Source organism: Actinomadura rubrobrunea NBRC 15275 (assembly GCF_001552235.1).
Lineage (GTDB): Bacteria > Actinomycetota > Actinomycetes > Streptosporangiales > Streptosporangiaceae > Spirillospora > Spirillospora viridilutea.
Genome location: NZ_BCQU01000001.1, coordinates 179435 through 198437 on the forward strand (window position 1 = coordinate 179435; position 19003 = coordinate 198437).

General features: G+C 71.5%; 15 protein-coding genes and 1 pseudogene. 8 read left to right on the top strand and 8 right to left on the bottom strand.

Annotated features, from left to right (window positions below; translation table 11 throughout):
• Positions 1-95 precede the first annotated feature (95 nt).
• Both AR3_RS29190 and AR3_RS00705 read left to right on the top strand, forming a co-directional pair.
• Positions 96-533, top strand: a complete 438-nt coding sequence (locus AR3_RS29190; protein ID WP_083950791.1) for a DUF4259 domain-containing protein — start codon at positions 96-98, stop codon at positions 531-533.
• A gap of 254 nt (positions 534-787) precedes the next feature.
• Positions 788-1663, top strand: a complete 876-nt coding sequence (locus AR3_RS00705; RefSeq protein ID WP_083950792.1) for a S1 family peptidase — start codon at positions 788-790, stop codon at positions 1661-1663.
• 1105 nt (positions 1664-2768) lie between these two features.
• Here AR3_RS00705 and AR3_RS00710 read toward each other — a convergent pair.
• The 3 genes from AR3_RS00710 to AR3_RS00720 all read right to left on the bottom strand — a co-directional run bounded on the left by AR3_RS00710 (position 2769) and on the right by AR3_RS00720 (position 4529).
• On the bottom strand, positions 2769-3140 hold the full coding sequence (locus tag AR3_RS00710) for a DUF4180 domain-containing protein (protein ID WP_067906830.1): 372 nt from the start codon (positions 3138-3140) through the stop codon (positions 2769-2771).
• Positions 3141-3292: 152 nt separating this feature from the next.
• Complete coding sequence (locus AR3_RS00715) at positions 3293-3727, bottom strand: helix-turn-helix domain-containing protein (RefSeq protein ID WP_067906832.1); 435 nt, start codon at positions 3725-3727, stop codon at positions 3293-3295.
• Positions 3728-4019: 292 nt separating this feature from the next.
• A complete protein-coding gene (locus AR3_RS00720) occupies positions 4020-4529 on the bottom strand; it encodes a class I SAM-dependent methyltransferase (RefSeq protein WP_217998408.1) in 510 nt (169 codons plus the stop codon).
• A 183-nt stretch (positions 4530-4712) separates the two neighbouring features.
• Between AR3_RS00720 and AR3_RS00725 the strand changes: the two genes are divergently transcribed.
• Both AR3_RS00725 and AR3_RS00730 read left to right on the top strand, forming a co-directional pair.
• Positions 4713-5150 (top strand): MerR family transcriptional regulator, encoded by a 438-nt coding sequence (locus AR3_RS00725; protein WP_067906836.1) that lies wholly within the window; start codon positions 4713-4715, stop codon positions 5148-5150.
• A 62-nt stretch (positions 5151-5212) separates the two neighbouring features.
• The gene (locus AR3_RS00730) at positions 5213-6004 is read left to right on the top strand and encodes a DUF4253 domain-containing protein (RefSeq protein ID WP_067906838.1); all 792 of its coding nucleotides are present in this window, start codon (positions 5213-5215) and stop codon (positions 6002-6004) included.
• A 256-nt stretch (positions 6005-6260) separates the two neighbouring features.
• Here the strand turns inward: AR3_RS00730 and AR3_RS00735 are convergent, their stop codons facing one another.
• The 3 genes from AR3_RS00735 to AR3_RS00745 all read right to left on the bottom strand — a co-directional run bounded on the left by AR3_RS00735 (position 6261) and on the right by AR3_RS00745 (position 9359).
• A complete protein-coding gene (locus AR3_RS00735) occupies positions 6261-6542 on the bottom strand; it encodes a hypothetical protein (protein WP_106258786.1) in 282 nt (93 codons plus the stop codon).
• Positions 6543-7172: 630 nt separating this feature from the next.
• Entirely contained in the window at positions 7173-7664 is a 492-nt protein-coding gene (locus AR3_RS00740; RefSeq protein WP_067906842.1) for a GNAT family N-acetyltransferase, read from the bottom strand.
• A 651-nt stretch (positions 7665-8315) separates the two neighbouring features.
• Positions 8316-9359, bottom strand: coding sequence for a GlxA family transcriptional regulator (locus AR3_RS00745; RefSeq protein WP_083950793.1), 1044 nt, complete (start codon positions 9357-9359; stop codon positions 8316-8318).
• A 71-nt stretch (positions 9360-9430) separates the two neighbouring features.
• Here AR3_RS00745 and AR3_RS00750 point away from each other — a divergent pair, with 71 nt between their 5' ends.
• The 4 genes from AR3_RS00750 to AR3_RS00765 all read left to right on the top strand — a co-directional run bounded on the left by AR3_RS00750 (position 9431) and on the right by AR3_RS00765 (position 16545).
• Entirely contained in the window at positions 9431-9763 is a 333-nt protein-coding gene (locus AR3_RS00750; RefSeq protein ID WP_067906844.1) for a cupin domain-containing protein, read from the top strand.
• A gap of 316 nt (positions 9764-10079) precedes the next feature.
• Entirely contained in the window at positions 10080-10892 is an 813-nt protein-coding gene (locus tag AR3_RS00755) for an SAM-dependent methyltransferase (RefSeq protein ID WP_083950803.1), read from the top strand.
• Positions 10893-11206: 314 nt separating this feature from the next.
• Positions 11207-13450: a hypothetical protein gene (locus AR3_RS00760; RefSeq protein WP_067906848.1), complete on the top strand. Its 2244-nt coding sequence runs from the start codon at positions 11207-11209 to the stop codon at positions 13448-13450.
• Between the two features lie 44 nt (positions 13451-13494).
• Positions 13495-16545, top strand: a complete 3051-nt coding sequence (locus AR3_RS00765; protein WP_067906850.1) for an ATP-binding protein — start codon at positions 13495-13497, stop codon at positions 16543-16545.
• Between the two features lie 9 nt (positions 16546-16554).
• Here the strand turns inward: AR3_RS00765 and AR3_RS30140 are convergent, their stop codons facing one another.
• Both AR3_RS30140 and AR3_RS30960 read right to left on the bottom strand, forming a co-directional pair.
• Positions 16555-17196: a hypothetical protein gene (locus AR3_RS30140; protein WP_067906852.1), complete on the bottom strand. Its 642-nt coding sequence runs from the start codon at positions 17194-17196 to the stop codon at positions 16555-16557.
• Positions 17197-17533: 337 nt separating this feature from the next.
• Positions 17534-19003, bottom strand: a pseudogene (locus AR3_RS30960) (hypothetical protein); the annotation flags it as partial.

Below are 19003 nucleotides of genomic sequence, written 5' to 3' on the forward strand. Positions count from 1 at the left end.
TTCATTGGCAGACGATGCGAACATCCGGACGGTCGCGCTGAGACCGGCATTCCGTTCGGTGGACATGTACGGCAACCTTCTCGGCGGAGCTTTGGATGGGTACCTGGGGGGCTGGTCCATTCGATAACGATATTGCTGGAGATTTTCTCGATCAGCTAGAGGACTTGCCTGCTTTGCAGCGGTTGGCGGTCATCGAGAGCACGTTCAGAGTACTTATTGAAAGTGGTGAAAGTTCAGCGTCCTCTGTGCTGTCAGAGGAGATAATAGCGGCCGCTGCATTGGTGGCGGCGAATCTTCCAGAGGGGCAATCCTTTGCCTGGGATGAGGAATATCCAGGCATGTCTGAATGGCTGCCAAAGCCGATCCCGTCCAGCCTCGCCTCAAATGCTCTTCAGGCCCTGGAGCTGGCGGTCCCTCCAGGTGGACGGTTCTGGCGAAGCTGGGTGGACGATCGGGATAGGGCTGAGGCGCAGGCCGTGATCGAGAGTTTGCGGTCCGTGTTGCTTGGTACTAGCAGAGGCGAATCCAAGTAGGTCAGTGGCTTCAGAGTCGCATCTGACACGTGCTTCGGATGGTCCGGAAGCGCAGGGCTTGTGACTTGTTTTCCTGCATTGGCTCGACCATGACCAGGGCTGTGTAGAAAATTGCAGTTCGGATGCGGCCTGTCTGCAGCGGTTCAGGGGCGTGGGGTGGCCTGATCCGGCCACGGGCGGGGCTGGACGACGCGTGATCGCGAATTCACAATCTGGCGGGCGTGCGTACCGGCCGGAGATCGAGGAGAGGTGACGTGAGGCTGCGGCGTGCTCGGGTCAGTGCCGGAATCGCTGTGCTGGTCGCTCTGGTCGCGGGCTTTGTGTCCGCACCGGCAACCGCCCAGGCGGCGCCCACCGCGGCGCGGACCGACGGTGGGGAGGCCCGGCTGCAGCAGGTGGCCCGGGTGCTGCGCTCGGCCTCGGTCCCTGGAACCGCCTGGTATCGCGTGCCCGGTTCAGACATGGTCGAGGTGATCGCCGACCGCACGGTGACCGGCGTTCGGCTCGAACGCATCGAGGCCGCGATCCGGTCTTATAGCGACGTAGTGCGGTTGCGGCGCGTCGAAGGCGCCATCGGCGTCCGGCTCAGCGGGGGCGACCCGGTGTCCGGCGGTGGGGCTCGCTGCACCCTGGGCGCGAACGTGACGGACGGTGGTGCGTACTACTTCATCACCTCCGGGCACTGCGGCTCCGCTGTGAGCACCTGGTACACCCTCGACGGTGCGCTCGTCGGCTCTACCGTCGCCAACAGCTTCCCCGGCAACGATTACTCCGTCGTGCGCTACACCGGCAGCGTGCCCCACGAAGGCACGGTCGGCGACCAGGACATCACTTCGGCCGGCAACGCCTACGTCGGGGAGAGCGTGTGCATGCGGGGGGCCGTGAGCGGAGTCCGCTGCGGCACGGTGCTGGCCCTCAACGCGACGGTGAACTACCCCGAGGGCACGGTGAGCGGGCTCATCCGGACGAACATCTGCAGCGAGCCCGGCGACAGCGGCGCTCCGCTCTACGACGGCACTCGTCTACTGGGCATCCTCTCCGGAGGAAGCGGCAACTGCACCTCGGGCGGGACCTCGTTCTTCCAGCCGATCATCGAGATTCTCAGCGCCTACGGCTTGGCCGTGTACTGAGCAGGTCGGACGCGACGAAACGCTGCGGTAAGGCGCGCGAGTGTGTCGTGAACGTCTGCCCAGGTGCGGCAGGAGAAGACCTAGGGAGCGCTCCGGCTGTCCCGGCGCCTGAGCCATCTGAAGGGGCTGATTTTCCCGTCGCTGATCGTCTTGGTCGGCGGGAGCCGAAGAAGGCCGTCACATTCCTGCCGTCTGATCGAGGTCGTGCACGCGCCGATCGTCCTCGCGTGATGGTCAAGCTTGTGCTGGTCGCGAGGTCTTCGCGTCCTCCCGGTGTCTGGTGAGGGCGGCCGGCGCGGTCAGCGTCAGTACGCCCGCCGCTCCTCGACGTGCGTACTGAGTTCTTCGTTGAACATCCGGCGTCTCCCGGCGCAACCTGCCGGGGCGGGTTCTCGCGCCGACAGCGACTCTGCGGCTCGGCGCGTATAGCCAGCCGCCATGTGCATGTGTGCAGGGCAAGCCCATGGCTGGGCCGTGCCGCTGCGTGTCGTTCGCTTGGCCCATCTCTGCGGTGTCTTGGGGCTCGGCTCCGAGTTGGTTCGGTGGTTTGGTCGCGTGTTCTGCTCATTCCGGAAGCCGCACTGCTGGTGTGGGTTGGATGGTGAGTTGCGACGGGGTGTCGTGTTGGCGTGGCGACTTCTTGCCGGTCAGCGCGTGCTGCTAGCCGGGCGTCGTTCGGGTTGCGCTGACGCCTGTGGTGGGTGCTGGGCAGCCAGTACGTGATGGCTGCGGTTGTGCCGCATCGAAACCGGACGTGCATGCGGTCAGCACTGCGGTGCTCTTGGGCTTGGCTTCGAGCTGCTTCGGTGGCTTGTATGCGTTCGGCTTGTTCCGGGCCTGGGGCTCACTCCGTTGGTGCGCGCCGGGTGGTGAGTTGCGACAGGCGTGCGTTGGCGTGCGACGGCTTGCGGGTCAGCGTGTACAGCCAGCCGCGTGTCGTTCGGGTTGCGCTGGCGCTTGTGGCGGGTGCTGGGCAAGCCAGTACGTGACGGATGGGGTGTGCCGGTTCGTGACCTGACCTGCACTTGGGCAGCACTGCGGTGCCCACGGCATTGCTCCGAGCTGGGTTGGCTGTTTGGGCGTGTGTTCGGTCTAGATGTGGATCTCAATCCGCTGGTGTGAGTCGGGCGGTGAGGTCGTCCAACGTGGAGACGAACCAGACGTCGCGGCCCCGGTTGCTCTCCGCGACGAAGGCGCGCAGGGCGTTGCTTTCCTCCAGGTGCGTTGAGATGTCGCCGACGATGGCGACCCGCAGACCGTAGTTCACGAACTTCTGGAGAAAGCCTCCGGCGTTGCGGGTGGAGAGGTCGAAGAACGCGTCGTCAAGTCGCTCGGTCGGGATGACGACCGTGTCGGCCTGGCTGCCGAAGGCGTCTCCAATGAGGTCCAGGGCGTCCTGCTCCGTCTTCAGAGGGGAACCCTCCGGTGGGCAGAGGAGGATCGTGCTGTCGCCGATGCGCGTGCTTGTTTGAGGCATTGAAGATCCGTGGGGCTGTGTCGTGTCTCGGTGGCCCGGAGACGCTGGCTGTCTGTATGGGCGGTTCGGTGTGTCAGGGGTCCGGGACGGCTGTCGGGTGGCGATGAGTCGGCGGGTCTTGCGCGGCTGTGCTGCTCAGGTGTCGAGTTCGGTCATGACGTCGCGTTGAGGAAGGCGTCGACCAGGCGGAGGAGTTCGGCGGCGCGGTCGAGGTCGGCCAAGATGATGATCTTCATCGTGGTGCGCTCCTCGTCGTAGACGACCTCGATGCGCGGCCGGCGGGCGTCGCGGGAGCCGCCGACCGCGGCCGTCAGATGGGTGCTGATGCGGGACATCAACTCCCGGTCGACCGCGTCGATCTGCACGACGCTGGTCACTTCGGCGCGCGGGCGACTGCTCGGCGGCCGCGATCCGTCCACCCGCTGCCCGGTGAAGACCTCCAGATCCGCGCGCGCGATCCGGTACTGCTTGCCGATGCGAACGGCCTTGAGGCGCCCGTCGCGCACGTAGCCGCGCACGGTCTTCACATGAAGCCCGAGCAGGTCGGCCACCTGCTCGACGGAGTACCACTGCTCGACCTGCTCCAAGATTCCCTAACCTTCCCTGTTATGTCGTTGATAGGGAAGGATAGGGCAGGTAGTCGGGCGTGTGCATCCTGGATTCGCAGCGAGGGCACTGGGAGCGGGGCTTGAGCGTCCAGGCGACGGCGGGGCTCCGGCGGAGTGCCTGCAGCGGCAGCCGACACATGCAGAAGGCGGCACCCGTTACCGCCTTGCCGGCGAGCATCGAGGGAGCTGGTTCGGGACGCGGCACGTTGGGTGCACCGTGCGATGAGGCGTCGGTGAGCGGTCGGCACCAGCGGCGCTGGCGCGCCGCTGGTCAGGACGATTCCTCCTTCGGGTTCTCGGCGAGGACGCAGGCCACAGGGGGATCAAGGTCGAGGATCTCGACTCGGAAGTGAGCGAAGCCCGCCTGAGTCAGGAGATCTTTGAGTTCCTCGGCGGCTCGGTCCGTGGTGTCTCGGGTCGCGCCCGGGCAGCGGGGTTGGCTGACGAGCGCGATGCGGCCCGCAGGGCGCAGCAGGCGGCGCAGATCGCGAAGCCGTTCCACCCGGTCGGGCCACATGCCCGCGTTGTTGACGGCGAGGATGGCGTCGAGTGGATCGCCGAAGTCCGGCAGCCTTTCCACAGAGGTGTGGATGAGGTGAACGCGTCCGGCGCGGACGGCGGCGGCGTTGCGCCGGCGGGCCTGCCGGACCATGAGCTCGGAGTGGTCGATGCCGTAGACGTGGCCGCGGGTGGCCTTGGCGGCGAGTGCGGCGATGGCGATGCCGGGGCCGAAGCCGACTTCGAGAACTCTGTCGGTGGGCTGCACGTCCAGCAGCGACACCGCCCACACGTTGCGCTGCCGGTTGGACCGGCGATGAGCCATGATCCAGCCGACCACCCGTCCGGTGACGCCTCGGGGGTGGTGGAACTGCCCCACCAATGTCCTGATCACGCGCTGTTTCAGCGTGGCTCCTGCTGTCGGCATGCTCGCCAGTGAACGACTTCAAGTACGCTTGAAGTCAAGATGGCGGAGGAGCAGCAGCTGACGATCGGGGAGCTGGCGAGCCGCACCGGCGTCGCCACCTCGACTCTGCGCTACTGGGAGGAGGTCGGACTGCTGCCCGCGCCCGCCCGAGTCGGCGGCCGACGGCGTTATCCGCCGTCGGTGGTCGGGCTGGTCGGTGCGATCCTGCTGCTGCAGGGCGTCGGTTTCACGTTGCGTGAGATCAAGGCTTTCGTCGAACCTCGGACGCGCGTCGGCGACGTCCGGCGGGAACTGTTCCAGCGCAAGATCGCCGAGTTGGACCGGTTGATTCATCAGGCGCAGGTGGCGCGCAACGCCATCGCTCATGGCATGGGCTGCCCGCACGAAGACGTCTTCGAATGCCCTACGTTCGCCGACTTGGTCGCGTCGCGACTGGCAGGGCTTTCTCTCGAAGAGGCTCATCCTGACGGAACCTGATTTCGGTGTGCGATGCACAGCTCGCGCTTGCAGGCGGGTGCTGCCGCGGGACCCCATTTGTCGTGGTGTCGGCCGGCGAGGTCGGCTTGTCGGTGGTGGCGGCTAAATTGCGCCGCATGTCGCGAGGAGACTTGAAGAACCTCCCGGACGGGCTGCCTGCGGGCAGGCTCATCACACCTGAAGGGGCCGACAGTCCCGCTCTATGGGTTTCGGACGAGCAGCTGTCTGACGCCGACGTGCATTGGGCTCGGCTCTACGACATCCGCCGGGAGACCGGTCTCTACCCCCTGCTGCTGGACGGGCCGAGCAGCGACCCGATCAATCTGTGGCATGACGAGGAGCTGTGGCCCAAGGCGATCGCCGACATCGACGCGCTGGATGCCGCCGACGTTCTGGCGGAGCGGTGGCGCGAACTGATGAGGGACGACGAGGAGGCCCTGTCGCTGGCGCCTGCGGGCACGACGGACGCGGACGCCGACGCCGTCGCGCGGCACATGGCCGAAGGTCTCGGTGAGGTGGACTCCTGGATCCTCGGCCTGGTCCCCGCCGACCGGGGAGCGGACACGCTGACCGTGGCGGGCTGGGCCGGGCCCTGGAACCACATAAGGACGGTGGAGGTCTCCGCCGTCGTCCGGTCCTGGGAGGAGCGGTTCGGCGCACGCGTGGTGGCGGTGGGTTACGACGTGCTCGATCTTTCTGTGGCCGCACCGCCGACGACGATCGAACATGCCCGCCAGGTGGCTGCCGAGCACTATGCCTTCTGCCCGGACAACATCTGGCAAGGGATCGGCGACTTCGAGGAGTACGCGAGCAGTCTGGTCGGCGCTCAACGCTGGCAGTTCTGGTGGGACTGACGGTCAGCCGTCGGTGTGGCGGAGCCGCGTTCGTCCTCCCCGGTGAGTGCTCCGATCGGTGAGGGCGCGTGAAGTTAAGCGCGTCTTGCGGACGGCGTTGGTGCTGACATCGTGATGGCGTCCGGGAGAAGACGTGACCGTTTCGGACACGGCCGTCACCTCTCGGACGCCCCCCGCAGCACGTCCATCACCGGCTCCCGCACCCGCATCCATGCACCGCACCTGCCGTCAGGACAGGCAAGCATCACCGTCGTCATCAGTTGCGGAGTGGTTGGGCGATCTTCCGGGCGGCCATGTCCGTCCGATCAGCAGAGGCAATGGTCTCGCCGGTGTCGGCCCAGACGAACCACCACACGCCGCGGACGTAGTCGCTCCCGACCTCTCTCACACGCGCGGTGCCCGGCTTGACGACCCGCAGCAGTGGGAAACCGCGCCGCTCCACCACTGTGCCGTGGACTTCCTGTGGTGCAAGGGCTGCTTTGAGCGCGTCCAAAAGCGACCGTCTCTGATTGCGCGGCACGAGGCGTTCGGGGGTCATCGTATGCCGTCCTCTGTCGAATCCCATGTAATCGGGGGTCCTTCCGTGTGTGTGAGGCGCGGCCGGTGTGCCCGGGGGGACGCCCACCGGCCGCGCCGCCTCCTCCTATTTGGTCAGCGCCGCTTGTTCTTGGCCCGCGCGCGTTCTGCCTCGGCGTTGAGCGCCTTGCGCAACGCCGTTGGGTTCGGCTCCATAACGGTTGCGTCCACGCCTGCGCTGGGCTCGATGAGCGTGGCGACGTATTCGCCAGGCTCCCCGTCCCATCGCGTGGACCGCCAGATGCGGTGCCCGGGGAACTCCTTCTGGAGCTGCGGCAGTGACCGCCGGTCCGGTGCAGTCCGAGCGGAGCGGTGAGTGCGACGTGTGTGCCGGTCCAGGCGGCCCGGCATCCACCGCTGTTTCCCGGGGCAGGCGGGTGCACGCCTACCTTGCCCGGAGCGTGGCATGTTCTGTGTGACGTCGTGCTTGCCTTCGAAGGTGCCGAGGCGCTACCCGCCATCGGACAACAAGGCCGAAACCTGATCAAGACCGGAGGGGGCCGGTGACGGACGGCACCGAAGGGCTCATTCCGGGAAGCGTCCCACCCGCCGACGTCGGCGCACGGTGAGGCGGTTCGGGGCGGCCGTCAGGTCACCCCAGTCGCTTTTCCAGTTCGATCTCGTCGCGGATCGGGATGCCGTAGTTGCCGGTCAGGGGGATCTCTGGCTTCAGCCGCGTACGGGAGTCGGTGACGGCGCGGGGGAGCACGGCGGCGATGTGGAAGTCGCGGCGCTGGTAGAAGCGCAGAGCGTCGACGTTGTCGTTGGTGGTGATGAGCCACAGCCGTGTGTGCCCCTGGCTCGACGCCCACTGCTCGACCGTCTCGATCAGGGCGGTGCCGACCCCGCGCCACTGCTCGGCGGTGTGCAAGGTGAGGATCTCGCAGTGCTTGCGTGCCTCGTCCGGCACGTAGGTGAGCACGCCCAGCAGACGCCCGTCGTCGGCGTCGGCCACGAACGCCGGGTGGTCAAGCGGGTAGAGCAGCTCCCCGCGGCGCGCCACCCTGGCGCTGTGGTTCCGGGCCAGGAACGCCTCGACCGCCGCCCGATCGGCACTGTCCCGTGGACGCACCTTCGTCCGCATGATCCTTCACCCGCTTCCTCGGTGATGGACGCCCGCCTGCCAGCCACCGACCTCATTGTCGAGGGAGAGAGCGCACCTCGGGACGGATGAACGCTATCGCACCATCGCCTGGGCGACGGCGCCCGTCGTAGCCGACTGCGATGCGGACACTGTCGTAGACGTGCCTCGGGCCCGACCTGGGCGTCGTGGAGCCGGACGGGCGGCGCCGCGCCGACGATGTGATCAACGCCGGTGGGGAGAAGGGCGTGGCCGACGAGGTCGCCGCGGTGCCGGCCCGCCATCCGGCCGTGCACGGCGGGGTCGTGGTGGGTCGTCCCGACACCGAGTCGTGGATAGGACGCCGCGCGGTGAGCGCGCATGAGCGGTCCGCACGAGCCTGCGGCCTTGAGCTCCTCGCCCTACCGCCGCGGCAACGACCGCGGCAGCGACCCTCGGGGCACCGGCCTGGGCCTGCCGATCGCCCTCGCAACGTTCGGTTCGGTGGAGACTGGCATGCCCGCCTCAAGCTGGGAGGGCTCCGGCAGGTCGGCGACGATGCCGCCGAGCCGCTCGGCGTCGTGGCGCGCCGCGTGCAGGATCTGGCGGGCGTCGGGGGCGGACAGGGCCGTCTTCAGCCGGGTCAGCAGTCCGGTGATCGGCGCCCGCAGGTCGTCACCGGGCTCCAGCGCGTCCGTCCGCTGCGAATTGGGGGTGGTGCAGGAGACGTTGGTGACGTGGCGACTGCCTTGCGCCCTGCTTGCGCGTCTGACGGGCCTTGGCGCGGAATGCGCGACGGTAGGCGCCCGGTGTCGTGCCCAGGGCGTTGAGGAAGCGTCTGCGGAGGTTGGTCGCCGAGGACAGGCCGACGCGGCGGGCGACGGCGTCCAACGGCAGGTCGGTGGTCTCCAGGAGGTCCCGGGCGGCGGCGATCCGCTGGGCGAGCAGCCACTGTCCCGGGCTGGTGCCGAGCTGCTCGGCGAACCGCCGGGTGAGGGTCCGGGGCGAGACGCCCGCGTGGGCGGCCATGCTGTCGATGGTCACCCGTTCGTCGAGCCGTTCGGTGACCCACTCCAGCAGCGGCGCGAGCGTGCCGTCGATCTGCGACGGGTGGGGCGGCGCCGCGTACTGCAGCTGCCCGCCTTCGCGGTGGGGCGGCATGACCATGGTCCGCGCGATGTGCGCGGCGTACCGGGCGCCCTGGTCGCGGCGGACCAGGTGCATGCACAGGTCGAACCCGGCCCCGGCTCCGGCGCTGGTGGCGACGTCGCCGTGGTCGACGTACAGGACGTCCGGGTCGACCTGGATGTTCGGGAAGCGCTCGGCGAGCTCGTCCGCCAGCGCCCAGTGGGTGGTCGCCCGCCGTCCGTCCAGCAGGCCGGCGTGCGCCAGTGCGAAGGCGCCGGAGCAGATGCTGACCACCCGCGTGCCCCGGGAGTGCGCGCGGCGCAGCGCCTGGACGACCGCGGGGGAGGGGGGTTCCTGGGCGGGCAGCCAGCCGGGGAGGAGCACGGTGTCCGCCCGGTCGAGGGCGTCCAGCCCCTCGGTGACGAGCATGTCGAACCCGGCGAGCGTCGCCACCGGGCCGGGCTCTTCGGTGCAGACGCCGAAGGTGTACCGGGGCGGAAGCCCTCGCCGCTCGATTCCGAACACCTGGGCCGCGCAGCCGAGTTCGAAGGTCGACTGCGGCGGCCGGATGAGCGCCACGACACGGTGCATGGCAGAAAAGTACCTGAGGATGTCATTCCTGACACTGGGTGGACGGGGCGGTCGGCCGCGACGCTGGTGTCATGACGACGCAGAAGAACGCATCAGTCTTCGAGTGGTCCTCCGTCCAGGACGCCCCGGTGCGCGAGCTGTTCCCCGGCATCCGCCTTCGGTCGCTGTGGAGCGGGGACAACGGCGCGAAGGCGTTCGTGCTGGAAATGGACGCCGGCGCCTGCTGGCCGAAAGTCGACGTCCACGAACCCGGGCCGGAGGAGGTTTTCGTGGTCTCCGGCGTCTTCAACGACGGCGAGCGGGACTATCCGGCCGGATCGTTCATCCACTGTCCCGCGGGCTCCTCGCACGTCCCGCAGACCACGACGGGTTGCACGCTGTTCCTCTTCTATCCGGAAGGGTGAATCCATTTCGGCTGATGATCTTCTTGTTGTGCGGGGGCGTTCACCAGCCGTGCGAAACGGCCGTCGAGGAGGTGGGCGGCGTCCCGATCGGAGCCCGGCCGGCGGGCGGTCGCGCTGCGGCGGCTCGGACCCGCCGAGCCGCCTGCGGCGGCCGGGGAAGGGCTCGCCGGCATGGCGCGGCCCGTGATGCCGAGACGCGGACGCGGCGGGACGGGGCCAAAAAAGAGGGAGATCGAGAGACACCCGGACAGGGCGGAATTTAAGATCGCGTCTTGGTGAAAGGTGATTCGCTAGAGAGGGCGACGCAGTGACGGACGTGTCCGAACGGCCGGAGGAGTGGGCCTCCAAAGGCATCGACATCACCAAGCCGAGCATCGCCAGGGCCTACGACGTCGTCCTCAACGGCAAGGACAACTTCGAGGCCGACCGGGCGTTCGTCCGAGAGATCGTCAAGGTCGTGCCGGAGATCTACGACGTCGCAAAGTACAACCGGGAGATTCTCGGACGCGGCGTGCGATTCCTGGCCGAACAGGGCATCCGTCAGTTCCTTGATCTGGGGTCCGGCCTGCCCACCGTGGAGAACACCCACCAGGTCGCCCAGCGCGTGGCGCCGGACGCCAACGTCGTGTACGTCGACAACGACCCGATCGTCCTGGCGCACGGGCGGGCGCTGCTGGCCGAGAACGAGCGCACCGCCGTGGTCACGGCCGACCTGCGCGACCCCAAGGCCGTGATGAGCGACCCGGAGGTCACCCGGCTCATCGACTTCGGCCGGCCGACCGCGATCATGCTGGTGGGGATCCTGCACCACCTGCACGACGACGAAGACCCGCAGGGGATCGTCGAGGCGTACATGAGCGCGGTGCCGTCCGGCAGCTACCTGTTCGTCACCCACTTCTGCGCCTCCAGCCAGGCCGCGCGCGACGCGGAGAAGCAGTACCTCGCGATCCTGGGCACCGGCCGCTTCCGCACCGTCGAGGAGATCACCGCGTATTTCGACGGGCTCGACCTGCTGGAGCCCGGCGTGGTGCCGCTGCCGCTGTGGCGGCCCGACGGGCCGGTGCCGCCCGAGGGCGAGCTGACGGTCGGGCAGCGGCTCATGTACGGCGGGATCGCCCGAAAGCCGTAGCCGGGGAGGCGTCCGCCGGGGGAGGGGCGGCGTCGGACGGCGGGAACGTCTCAGGTCCGCGCGCGGCGCCGTCCGAGGGCGAAACGCCGCTGATCACGTGGGACGGTCGAGAACGTCCCACGGGTGGCCGGATCCGGTCAACGGGCGTCGTCGCGGCGTCCGTTCTCCGCCGCAGGTGGCACCCGTTGACCGCAAAAGCGTTCCAGACGGGATGTTCGGGGGAACGTGGCGCGGGACACCCCGAACGTCTTTAATCTGGGCGGAAGGGGACGCCGTGCCCCCAGGCATCCCGCAACTCCCAGAGGTCTCAGGACGTGACCGACAGCGCCGACGGGTCCGCAAGGACGCGGCTGATCCAGGCCGACCGCGTCTACGTCGGCTGGCGGTACGCACAGGTCCACCCTGATCCAGGGCCGCCGCCCTCCCCGCCCGACCCCTCGCCGCCCGAGCCGCTGCCCAGCATCCCGGCGCCGCGCCCCGGGGAGCACATGGCGGGGCGTCCGCTGCGCATCGCCGCCTACGGCACCGGGGTCGGCGTCGTGCTGTTCCTGGGCTGCGGCCTGGTGGGCGTCCTGCCCTGGGCGTTCGTCGGCGTGGCGCTGCTGGCCTGCGCCATCATCCTCGGCATCACCGGGTCCGCGCTGTGGCGGGACGAACGCGCCGTCCGCGCCCGGCTGGCCGCCGAACAGCGGCGCCTGGACCGCGAACGCGCCGAGCGGCGGCGCCGCGAGGAGGCCGCGGCCCGGGAGTACGACGCCGCGTACCGCGACTGGGAGCGGCGGCGCCGCGCGTACGAGAACCAGCGCGAGTGGTACCCGGTGGCCGTGCCGCCCGGCGTGGACCGCGTGGACGTCGTCGGCGGCACCCTGGCGGGATGGTCGGCCATCGTCACCACCATGGGCGCGTCCCGGCTGGCGGTCGGCGCCCGCGTCACCGTCATCGACCTGTCCGAGGGCGCCGTCGCCCACGACCTGGTGCGGCTGGCCGCCGACCGCGGCGACGACCCCCTCGTCTGGGTGCTGCCGGCGGACCTGGTGCGCCTCGACGCGACCCGCGGCCTCGGCCCCGAGGCGCTCGCCGACGTGCTGTCGCTGGTGGTGGGCGCGGGCGAGGAGGAGGGCGGCACCCGCGACCTGTCGTTCGACAACTCCATCCTGGAACGCGTCATCGAGGTGCTGCGCCCCGCCGGGGCGAACGGCGGCGCCACCGAGCCGTCCATCCCGCAGATCACCGCGGCGCTGCGGGTGCTCGCCCAGGTCGGCGACCCCCGCGACGACCTGCGCCGCGGACTGCTCACCGAGCACCAGCTCGAGCGCATCGCCACCCTGTTCGGACGGGACGCCACCGACCGGATCGTGGTGCGCCGCGCCTGGGCGCTGGAGGCGCAGCTGCGCAAGCTGGAGAAGCTCGGCACCGAGCCGGTGCGGCTGCCGCCGTCGCGGCTGCACGTGATGTCCATGGACCGCCGCGCCGGGGTGCTCACCAACCGGATCCTCGGCACGTACGTCACCACCGCGCTCACCCACCGCATCCGGCAGGCGCCGCCGAGCGGGCGCTGGGACCACACCCTCTTCCTGTGCGGGGCGGAGAAGCTGCGCGGCGACGTCCTGGACCGTCTCGTCGACGCCTGCGAGGCCACCGGCACCGGGCTGGTGCTGATGTACCGGTCCATCCCGCGGCACGTGCGCGAGCGGCTCGGCCGCCGCGGGCACGCCGCCGTCGGGTTCATGCGGGTCGGCAACCCCGAGGACGCCCGCGTCGCCGCCGACCACATCGGCGCGGGGCAGCGGCTGCTCGTCGCCGAGATCACCGACGCGACGGGCGAGGCGCTGTCGGACGACGTCGCCGGCGAGCGCTACGCCAGCACGGTCGCCTACGCCCGGATCCGCGGCGACGGGCTCACCGACCCGGTGTGGTCGCCGCTGCCCGCCCCGGCCGCCGACGACGCGGCGCTCGCCGAGGTCATCGGCAACGCCACCGTCTGGGGCCGCACCGTCGGCGCGAGCGGCCAGGGCGGCAAGCAGCGCTTCCGCGAACTGCTCATCGAGCCGCACCAGCTGCAGGAGCTTCCGCCCACCGCGATGGTCTTCACCCATGCGGGCGGCAGCGGCCGCCGCGTGCTGCTGGTGGACGCCAACCCCGGCATCATCACGCTGCCGACCACCCACTCGATGCAGTTCGAGGAGTATCTGCGGGAGCAGGAGCGGCTCAACGGCCAGGCCGAGCTGGAACCCGACGGCGAGGCCTCGAAGCGGGAGACGCGGGACTCGAGCGACGGTGCTCGCACGACCTCGGCGGCCGGTGCGCAGCGCGGGCGTCGTCCGGAGGCGGATGCCCGGCGCCAAGAGAGCGAGTCGAATGCGCAACCGCCCCTCGGCGCCCCGACTCCCGAGCGGCCCCCTGGAGCAGACCGCGGCGCGCCGTCGACCGCCGGCCGGAGCGCCGAGGTGAAAGGCACAGGGAGGGGCAGGCACGGCGGGTCCCGGAGGGCGCCGCGCATCGTCACGTTGCTGCGCCCCACCGGTAAGCATGCCGCCGACCCTCCGGGAGGACGCTGACGCAGACCTGGCGCGAGCGGCCGGGGCCCGGTAAGGATGCTGGGGTGACGTCAGTCCCGGATGCGCAGTCGTCAGGTGCCGACCAGCCGCAGACGCCCGTTCTCGCGGGACCGTGGTACCGGATCCAGGCGATTCCGGCGCCGCGGCGCACCGCGTCCGCCGAATGGGACTTCGTCAGCGTGCTCCCCGCGGCTCTGTCGGCGGCGCGGCGGCGGCGGCCGTTCGTCGTCGGATGGCTGTCGCCCGGCGGCGGCGCCCCCCTCGAACTGATCACCAACGCGGGGCCGGTGGGGGAGCCGTCCGCGCCGGACGGCGAGGCGCGCGGCCTGCTGTTCCCCAGCGGCGCCCGCGGCGTGCCGATCGGGGACGCGTGGCTGCGGCAGGTCGAACGGATGACCTGGACCCGCTGCCCCGGACGCCTCGCGCCCCAGGTGGCCCGCGCCGACGACGGCCCCGGGCTGTTCGAGTCCACGCTCGTCACCCTGATGGAACGGCCGTTCGGCTGGTTCGTCGTCGCCGACCCGTGCGACGAGCGGCAGGTCGACGTCGAGATGCGCGAGCTGCACCACGAGCTGCGCATGCTGCGGCGCGGCGAGGACGAGCAGGCCCGGCTCGCCGTGGCGCGCGCCGACCAGCGGCTGGCCGAGCTGGACGCGTTCCGCGAGGCCGGGCTGTGGCGGGTGCGGGTCCTGGCGGGCGCGGCGAACCCCGCCGAGCTCGGCCAGATCGCGCCCGTGCTGGTCGGCTCGATGGAGCTCGGCCACCACCCGTACCGGCTGCGGTCCGGGCAGGTCAGCGGCACGTTCAGCGAGATGCTGCGCGTCGACCCCGGGCCCGCCGCCTACCGGCCCGCCGTCGACCGGTCCCGCTACCGCGCCGAGGCCGCCGCGGCGGCGTTTCGGCAGCAGGCCCTGCGGCGCGACGCCGGGCCGGTGGACGGCGAGCAGCGGTTCCCGTTCGTCGCCACGGCGGGCGCGCTGGCCGCGCTCGCCGGGCTGCCGCGCCGCGAGGTGCCCGGGCTGCGCGTGCTGGACGCGGGCTACTTCGACGTGACCTCCGAGACCGACGAGCCGCCGGCCGCCGCCGCGGCCCACGAGCCGCGCATCGAGCTCGGCGCGATCCTGGACGGGCAGGACCGGCAGGTCGGCCGGTTCACCGTGCCGCGCTCGACGATCAACCGGCACGTGTTCGTCACCGGCGCGACCGGGTCGGGCAAGTCGCAGACCGTCCGGCACCTGCTGGAGCAGCTCACCCGCGCGGGCGTGCCGTGGCTGGCGATCGAACCGGCCAAGTCCGAGTACGCCGCCATGGCGGGGCGCATCCGCGACCTCGGCGGCGCCGTCACCGTGGTGAACCCGTCCGACCCGGCGGCGGTGCCGCTGTCGGTCAACCCGCTGGCGCCCGAACCCGGGTACCCGGTGCAGGCGCACATCGACATGGTCCGCGCGCTGTTCCAGGCCGCCTTCGACGCCGAGGAGCCGTTCCCGCAGATCATGGCGCAGGCGCTGCAGCGGGTGTACGAGGCCAACGGCTGGGACGTGGTGACCGGCGGCGGCGTCCCCGGCTCGCTGATCGAGCCGGCCGTGCCCACGCTCGAGCAGCTGCAGAACGCCGCGCTCCAGGTCATCGGCGAGGTCGGCTACGGGCGGGAGCTGATGGCCGACGTCCAGGGGTTCGTGGACGTGCGGCTGCGCAGCCTGCGCATCGGGTCCGCCGGGCGGTTCTTCGAGGGCGGCCATCCCGCCGACGTCGGCGGGATGCTGCGCGAGAACATCGTGCTGGCCATCGAGGACGTCGCCAACGACGAGGACAAGGCGTTCCTCATGGGCACGCTCATCATCCGCATCGTCGAGCACCTGCGCATGCGGGCCCGCGCGGGAGGCACCCCGCCGGGTCTGCGGCACGTCATCGTCATCGAGGAGGCGCACCGGCTGCTGCGCAACCGCGGCCCCGAACGCACCAGCGCGCACGCCGTGGAGCTGTTCGCGGGGATGCTGGCGGAGATCCGCGCCTACGGCGAGGGCATCATCGTCGCCGAGCAGATCCCCACCAAGCTGGTGCCGGACGTCATCAAGAACACCGCGTTGAAGGTCGTGCACCGGCTCCCGGCGTTCGACGACCGGCACCAGGTCGGCGCGGCGATGAACCTGGACGACGACCAGTCCCGCGAGGTGGTGTCGCTGCGGCCCGGCGTGGCGGCGGTGTTCGCCGACGGCATGGACCGGCCGCTGCGGGTGCGCGTGCCGCTGGGCGAGGGGCGCGAGGCGGTGCTGCCCGGCCCGCCGCCCCCGATCGACGGGCGCCGCTCGGCCGCGTGCGGCTGCGAGTGCCGGTCGGGACGCGCCTGCACGCTGTTCGAGCTGCGCGAGGCCGACCTGCTGGCGGCCAGCCCCGACTGGGCGTGGCTGCGGCTGTGGGCGGACGTGCTGGTGCTCGCGCACGTGGTGAACCGGCCGCTGCCCGCCGTGCCGCCCGACCTGGCCCGCGCCTGGTCGCGGCTGGCGCCGCGGCTGCGCGAGTGCACGCTGGCGACCGTCCTGGAGCGCGCGGTGACGCGCCGCGCCGGCGCGCTGCGCACCGCCTACCCGCCCGCCGACCTGACCGCCAAGGCCGCCGAGGTCGCGCAGCGCCTCCTCGACGGCGAGCACCGGCTCGCCGGGACGGCCCCGGGAGCGGCGTGGGTCATCCCCCAAGTGCGCTGGCTGCACGAGATGGACAAGCTGTTCCCGTACGGCGCCGGCCCGCCCGACAAGCACGCGCCCGCCCCGCCCCTGGACTATCCGCTCCCCGGGCTGAAGCAGCCGCCCGAACCCAAGCTGGGCCACCGGCTGCGGGCGTTGCGCCGCCATCCGCTGTCCATGGAGCTGGAACGCAACCGGCCCGTCGCGCTCACCGCGCTCGAAGGCGACGACGAGCACGCCGCGTTCGCCCGCGACCTGGAGGTCGTCACGATCGGCCTGCCCGAGGACGAGCGGCTCGACACGGTCGCCGGCACCATGCGGGTCTCCTCGTGGCTGGAGCCGGTGCTGAGCTGGCCGGACCGGTTCGTCGCCGCCTTCGCGGGCGACGCGGACCCGCCGCCCGCCGACGCCTGATCGGCGGGCTCAGATGGTGTCGGCCGACCGCGGGTCCATGCCCTCCCGTTCGGCGATGGGCCGCCAGTAGCGGATGAACTCGGCCTTGGCCTCGCTGGCTCGGTCGTTGACGTCGGCGACCGCGCTCTCGGACGGGCAGCCGGGCGCGGCGTCCACGTACCGCTGGTTGGACTCCACCGACGCCCGCAGGGCGCGGACGAGGGCGTCCTTGAGCTCCTCGCCCTGGTCGAGGGCGTCGACGGCGAGCGCGTCGGCCTGGCGGAGCTGGTCCTGCCGTTGGGCGAGGATCCGTTGCAGGGCCGACTTCGGGCAGCCGTCGGTGACGGCGTCGCCGAGGTCGGCGCGGGTGTCGGCCATCTGCTCCAACAGCTTGTCGATCGCCCCCGCCTCCGCGATGGCCTTGTTCCTGTTGCGCGACGACGTCGCGTCAGGCTCCGCCCCCGGGGCCGCGGGATCGCTCGCGTACGGGCTGCCGCCTCCCGGTGGTGCCGCGGTGTCCGCGTCGTCGCCGCCCGACCGCAGGACGACGGCCGCCACCGCGGCCAGCACCGCGCAGGCGGCGACGAGCAGCACGTACGGCAGGGCGCGGCGCCGGCGCTCGCGGGGCGGCTGCTCCTGCACCTGCGGCTCGTCCCACGGCGCGGGGGACACGAAGGTCGTCTCCGAGGGCGGCGTGGGCAGCGGCGACCACGTCGCGCGAGCCTGAGGAGGGTCGGGGTCGGACGGCGGCGGGCCCGGCGGGAAAGGGGTCGTGGCCGTGGGGGTGTCGCCACTGAGCGGGTTCCCGGCGTCCGCGTCGTCGGGCCGCGTCCACGGGTCGCCGCCGCCGAGCGGCGCGTCGCATCGCGGGCAGCGCGAGGACGCGGACGAGGTGCCGCTACCGCATGCCGGACAGCGCATCACAGTCCCTTGCCGTCATGAAGGATTTCATGCCCCGACCAGCGTGCGGCGTCACACGGTGACCGCGGTCGCCCCACCGGCCCCGGCATCACAGGTTCGACACGGTGCGCGGCGGCAGGCCGACCTGGCGGGCCAACGGGTTCCATATCGCGACGAGCCTCTGCTTGGCGATGATCGCCTTGCGCTCGGCGGGGATGCGCCCGGACGCGCGCGAGATGTCGGGGCGCGGCTTGCCCCGGCACTTGCGCCCCGCGCGCTTCCCCCAGGCGATGAGGGCGCGGTCGGCCTCCAGCGACGCCTGGAACGCCTGCCGCATCGCCACGCGCAGACGCTCCCCGTTCGGAACCTTGTCGAGCTTCAGGTTCTGGGTGCGGCGCAGCTGGTCCTGCCGCCGCACCGCGACGCGTTGGAAGCCCGCCATCGCGGCGGGCAGCGTCCGGCACGTGCGCGCGGCCTCGACCGCGCGCGTGAGCTCGTTGCGGGCGTCCAGGCTGGCCGCGAGGACGGCGTCCACTTGCCGCGCCTGGTCGTACATCGCGGGGGCCGGGCGGCGCGGCTGCGTCATCGTCGCGTTGGTGGGCGCCGGCGACGTCGTCGTGGCGACGGGCTGCTGCGGCTTGTCGTCCTTGCCGAACACGACGAACCCCACCGAGACCAGCGCCGCGACGACGAGCCCCGAGACGGTGATGAGCAGCGGCTTGCTCACCCCCTTCTTCCCGGTGCCGTGCGGCCCCGCCGGATAGGGCGGAATACCCGGGGGAGCGGTGTCGGCCCCCTGGATGGGGTGGGCGAACTGCGTGCCCGCCGGGCCGTGCGGCCCGCCGAAGTACTGGGGCGCCCCGAAGGGCGGCCCGGCGACCGCGTCGGGCGCCGACGGCGGGGCCGCGAACATGCCGTGCTCCATGGGGGCGGACGGCGCGGGCTGCATCACCTGCGTCTGCTGCACGGGCGGGGCCGCGGACGCGGCGGAGTCCAGAACCGTCGTCTGCCCGAGCGAGTCGGCGGCGGTGGCGTGCGCGTCGGCCGCGGGCTGCGCGTCCGCGCCGGGCGCGGTCGGCGCCTGCTGCGCCGACCACACCTGGGTCGCCTGGTCCTGGTCCTGCCCCTGCTTCTGCTCGTCGGGACGCTTGGGACGCGCGAACCACGACTCCGGGATGATCGGCTCGGGGCCGGTCGGGTCCTTGGGCGAAGGCGCGGCGTTCGCGCCGGCCTCGCCGGCCCACGCGGGCGGAGGCGGCGGAGCCGTCTCGAACCCGCCCGACGCGGCCGGTCCCCCCTCCGACGAAGGCGTCGCGGAGCCGCCCGCCGAGGGAGAAGAGGACGCCGGAGGAGCCGACGCCGTCGCCGCGGAATCGGGCGTCGGGGCCGCGGGCGCCGCGCCCCCGTCAGCGGACGGGGCGGCCGCGGGGGGAGCGCCGACCGCCCCCGCGGTCTGCGCCGGCTCCGCGGCGCCGCCGGCGTCGTACGCCCACGCCGTCGTCGCCTCGAGGTCGGCGGCCGCGGGCGGCGCCGAGAAGGCCGGCGGCGCGGGCGGCGCCGCGTCGGCGGGATCGGCGGG

Coding starts and splice junctions, on each gene's coding strand:
- AR3_RS00710 (WP_067906830.1), bottom strand. CDS start 3,140: ATGCCTCAAACAAGCACGCGCATCGGCGACAGCACGATCCTCCTCTGC.
- AR3_RS00735 (WP_106258786.1), bottom strand. CDS start 6,542: ATGACCCCCGAACGCCTCGTGCCGCGCAATCAGAGACGGTCGCTTTTG.
- AR3_RS29190 (WP_083950791.1), top strand. CDS start 96: ATGGGTACCTGGGGGGCTGGTCCATTCGATAACGATATTGCTGGAGAT.
- AR3_RS00740 (WP_067906842.1), bottom strand. CDS start 7,664: ATGCGGACGAAGGTGCGTCCACGGGACAGTGCCGATCGGGCGGCGGTC.
- AR3_RS00750 (WP_067906844.1), top strand. CDS start 9,431: ATGACGACGCAGAAGAACGCATCAGTCTTCGAGTGGTCCTCCGTCCAG.
- AR3_RS00725 (WP_067906836.1), top strand. CDS start 4,713: ATGGCGGAGGAGCAGCAGCTGACGATCGGGGAGCTGGCGAGCCGCACC.
- AR3_RS00745 (WP_083950793.1), bottom strand. CDS start 9,359: ATGCACCGTGTCGTGGCGCTCATCCGGCCGCCGCAGTCGACCTTCGAA.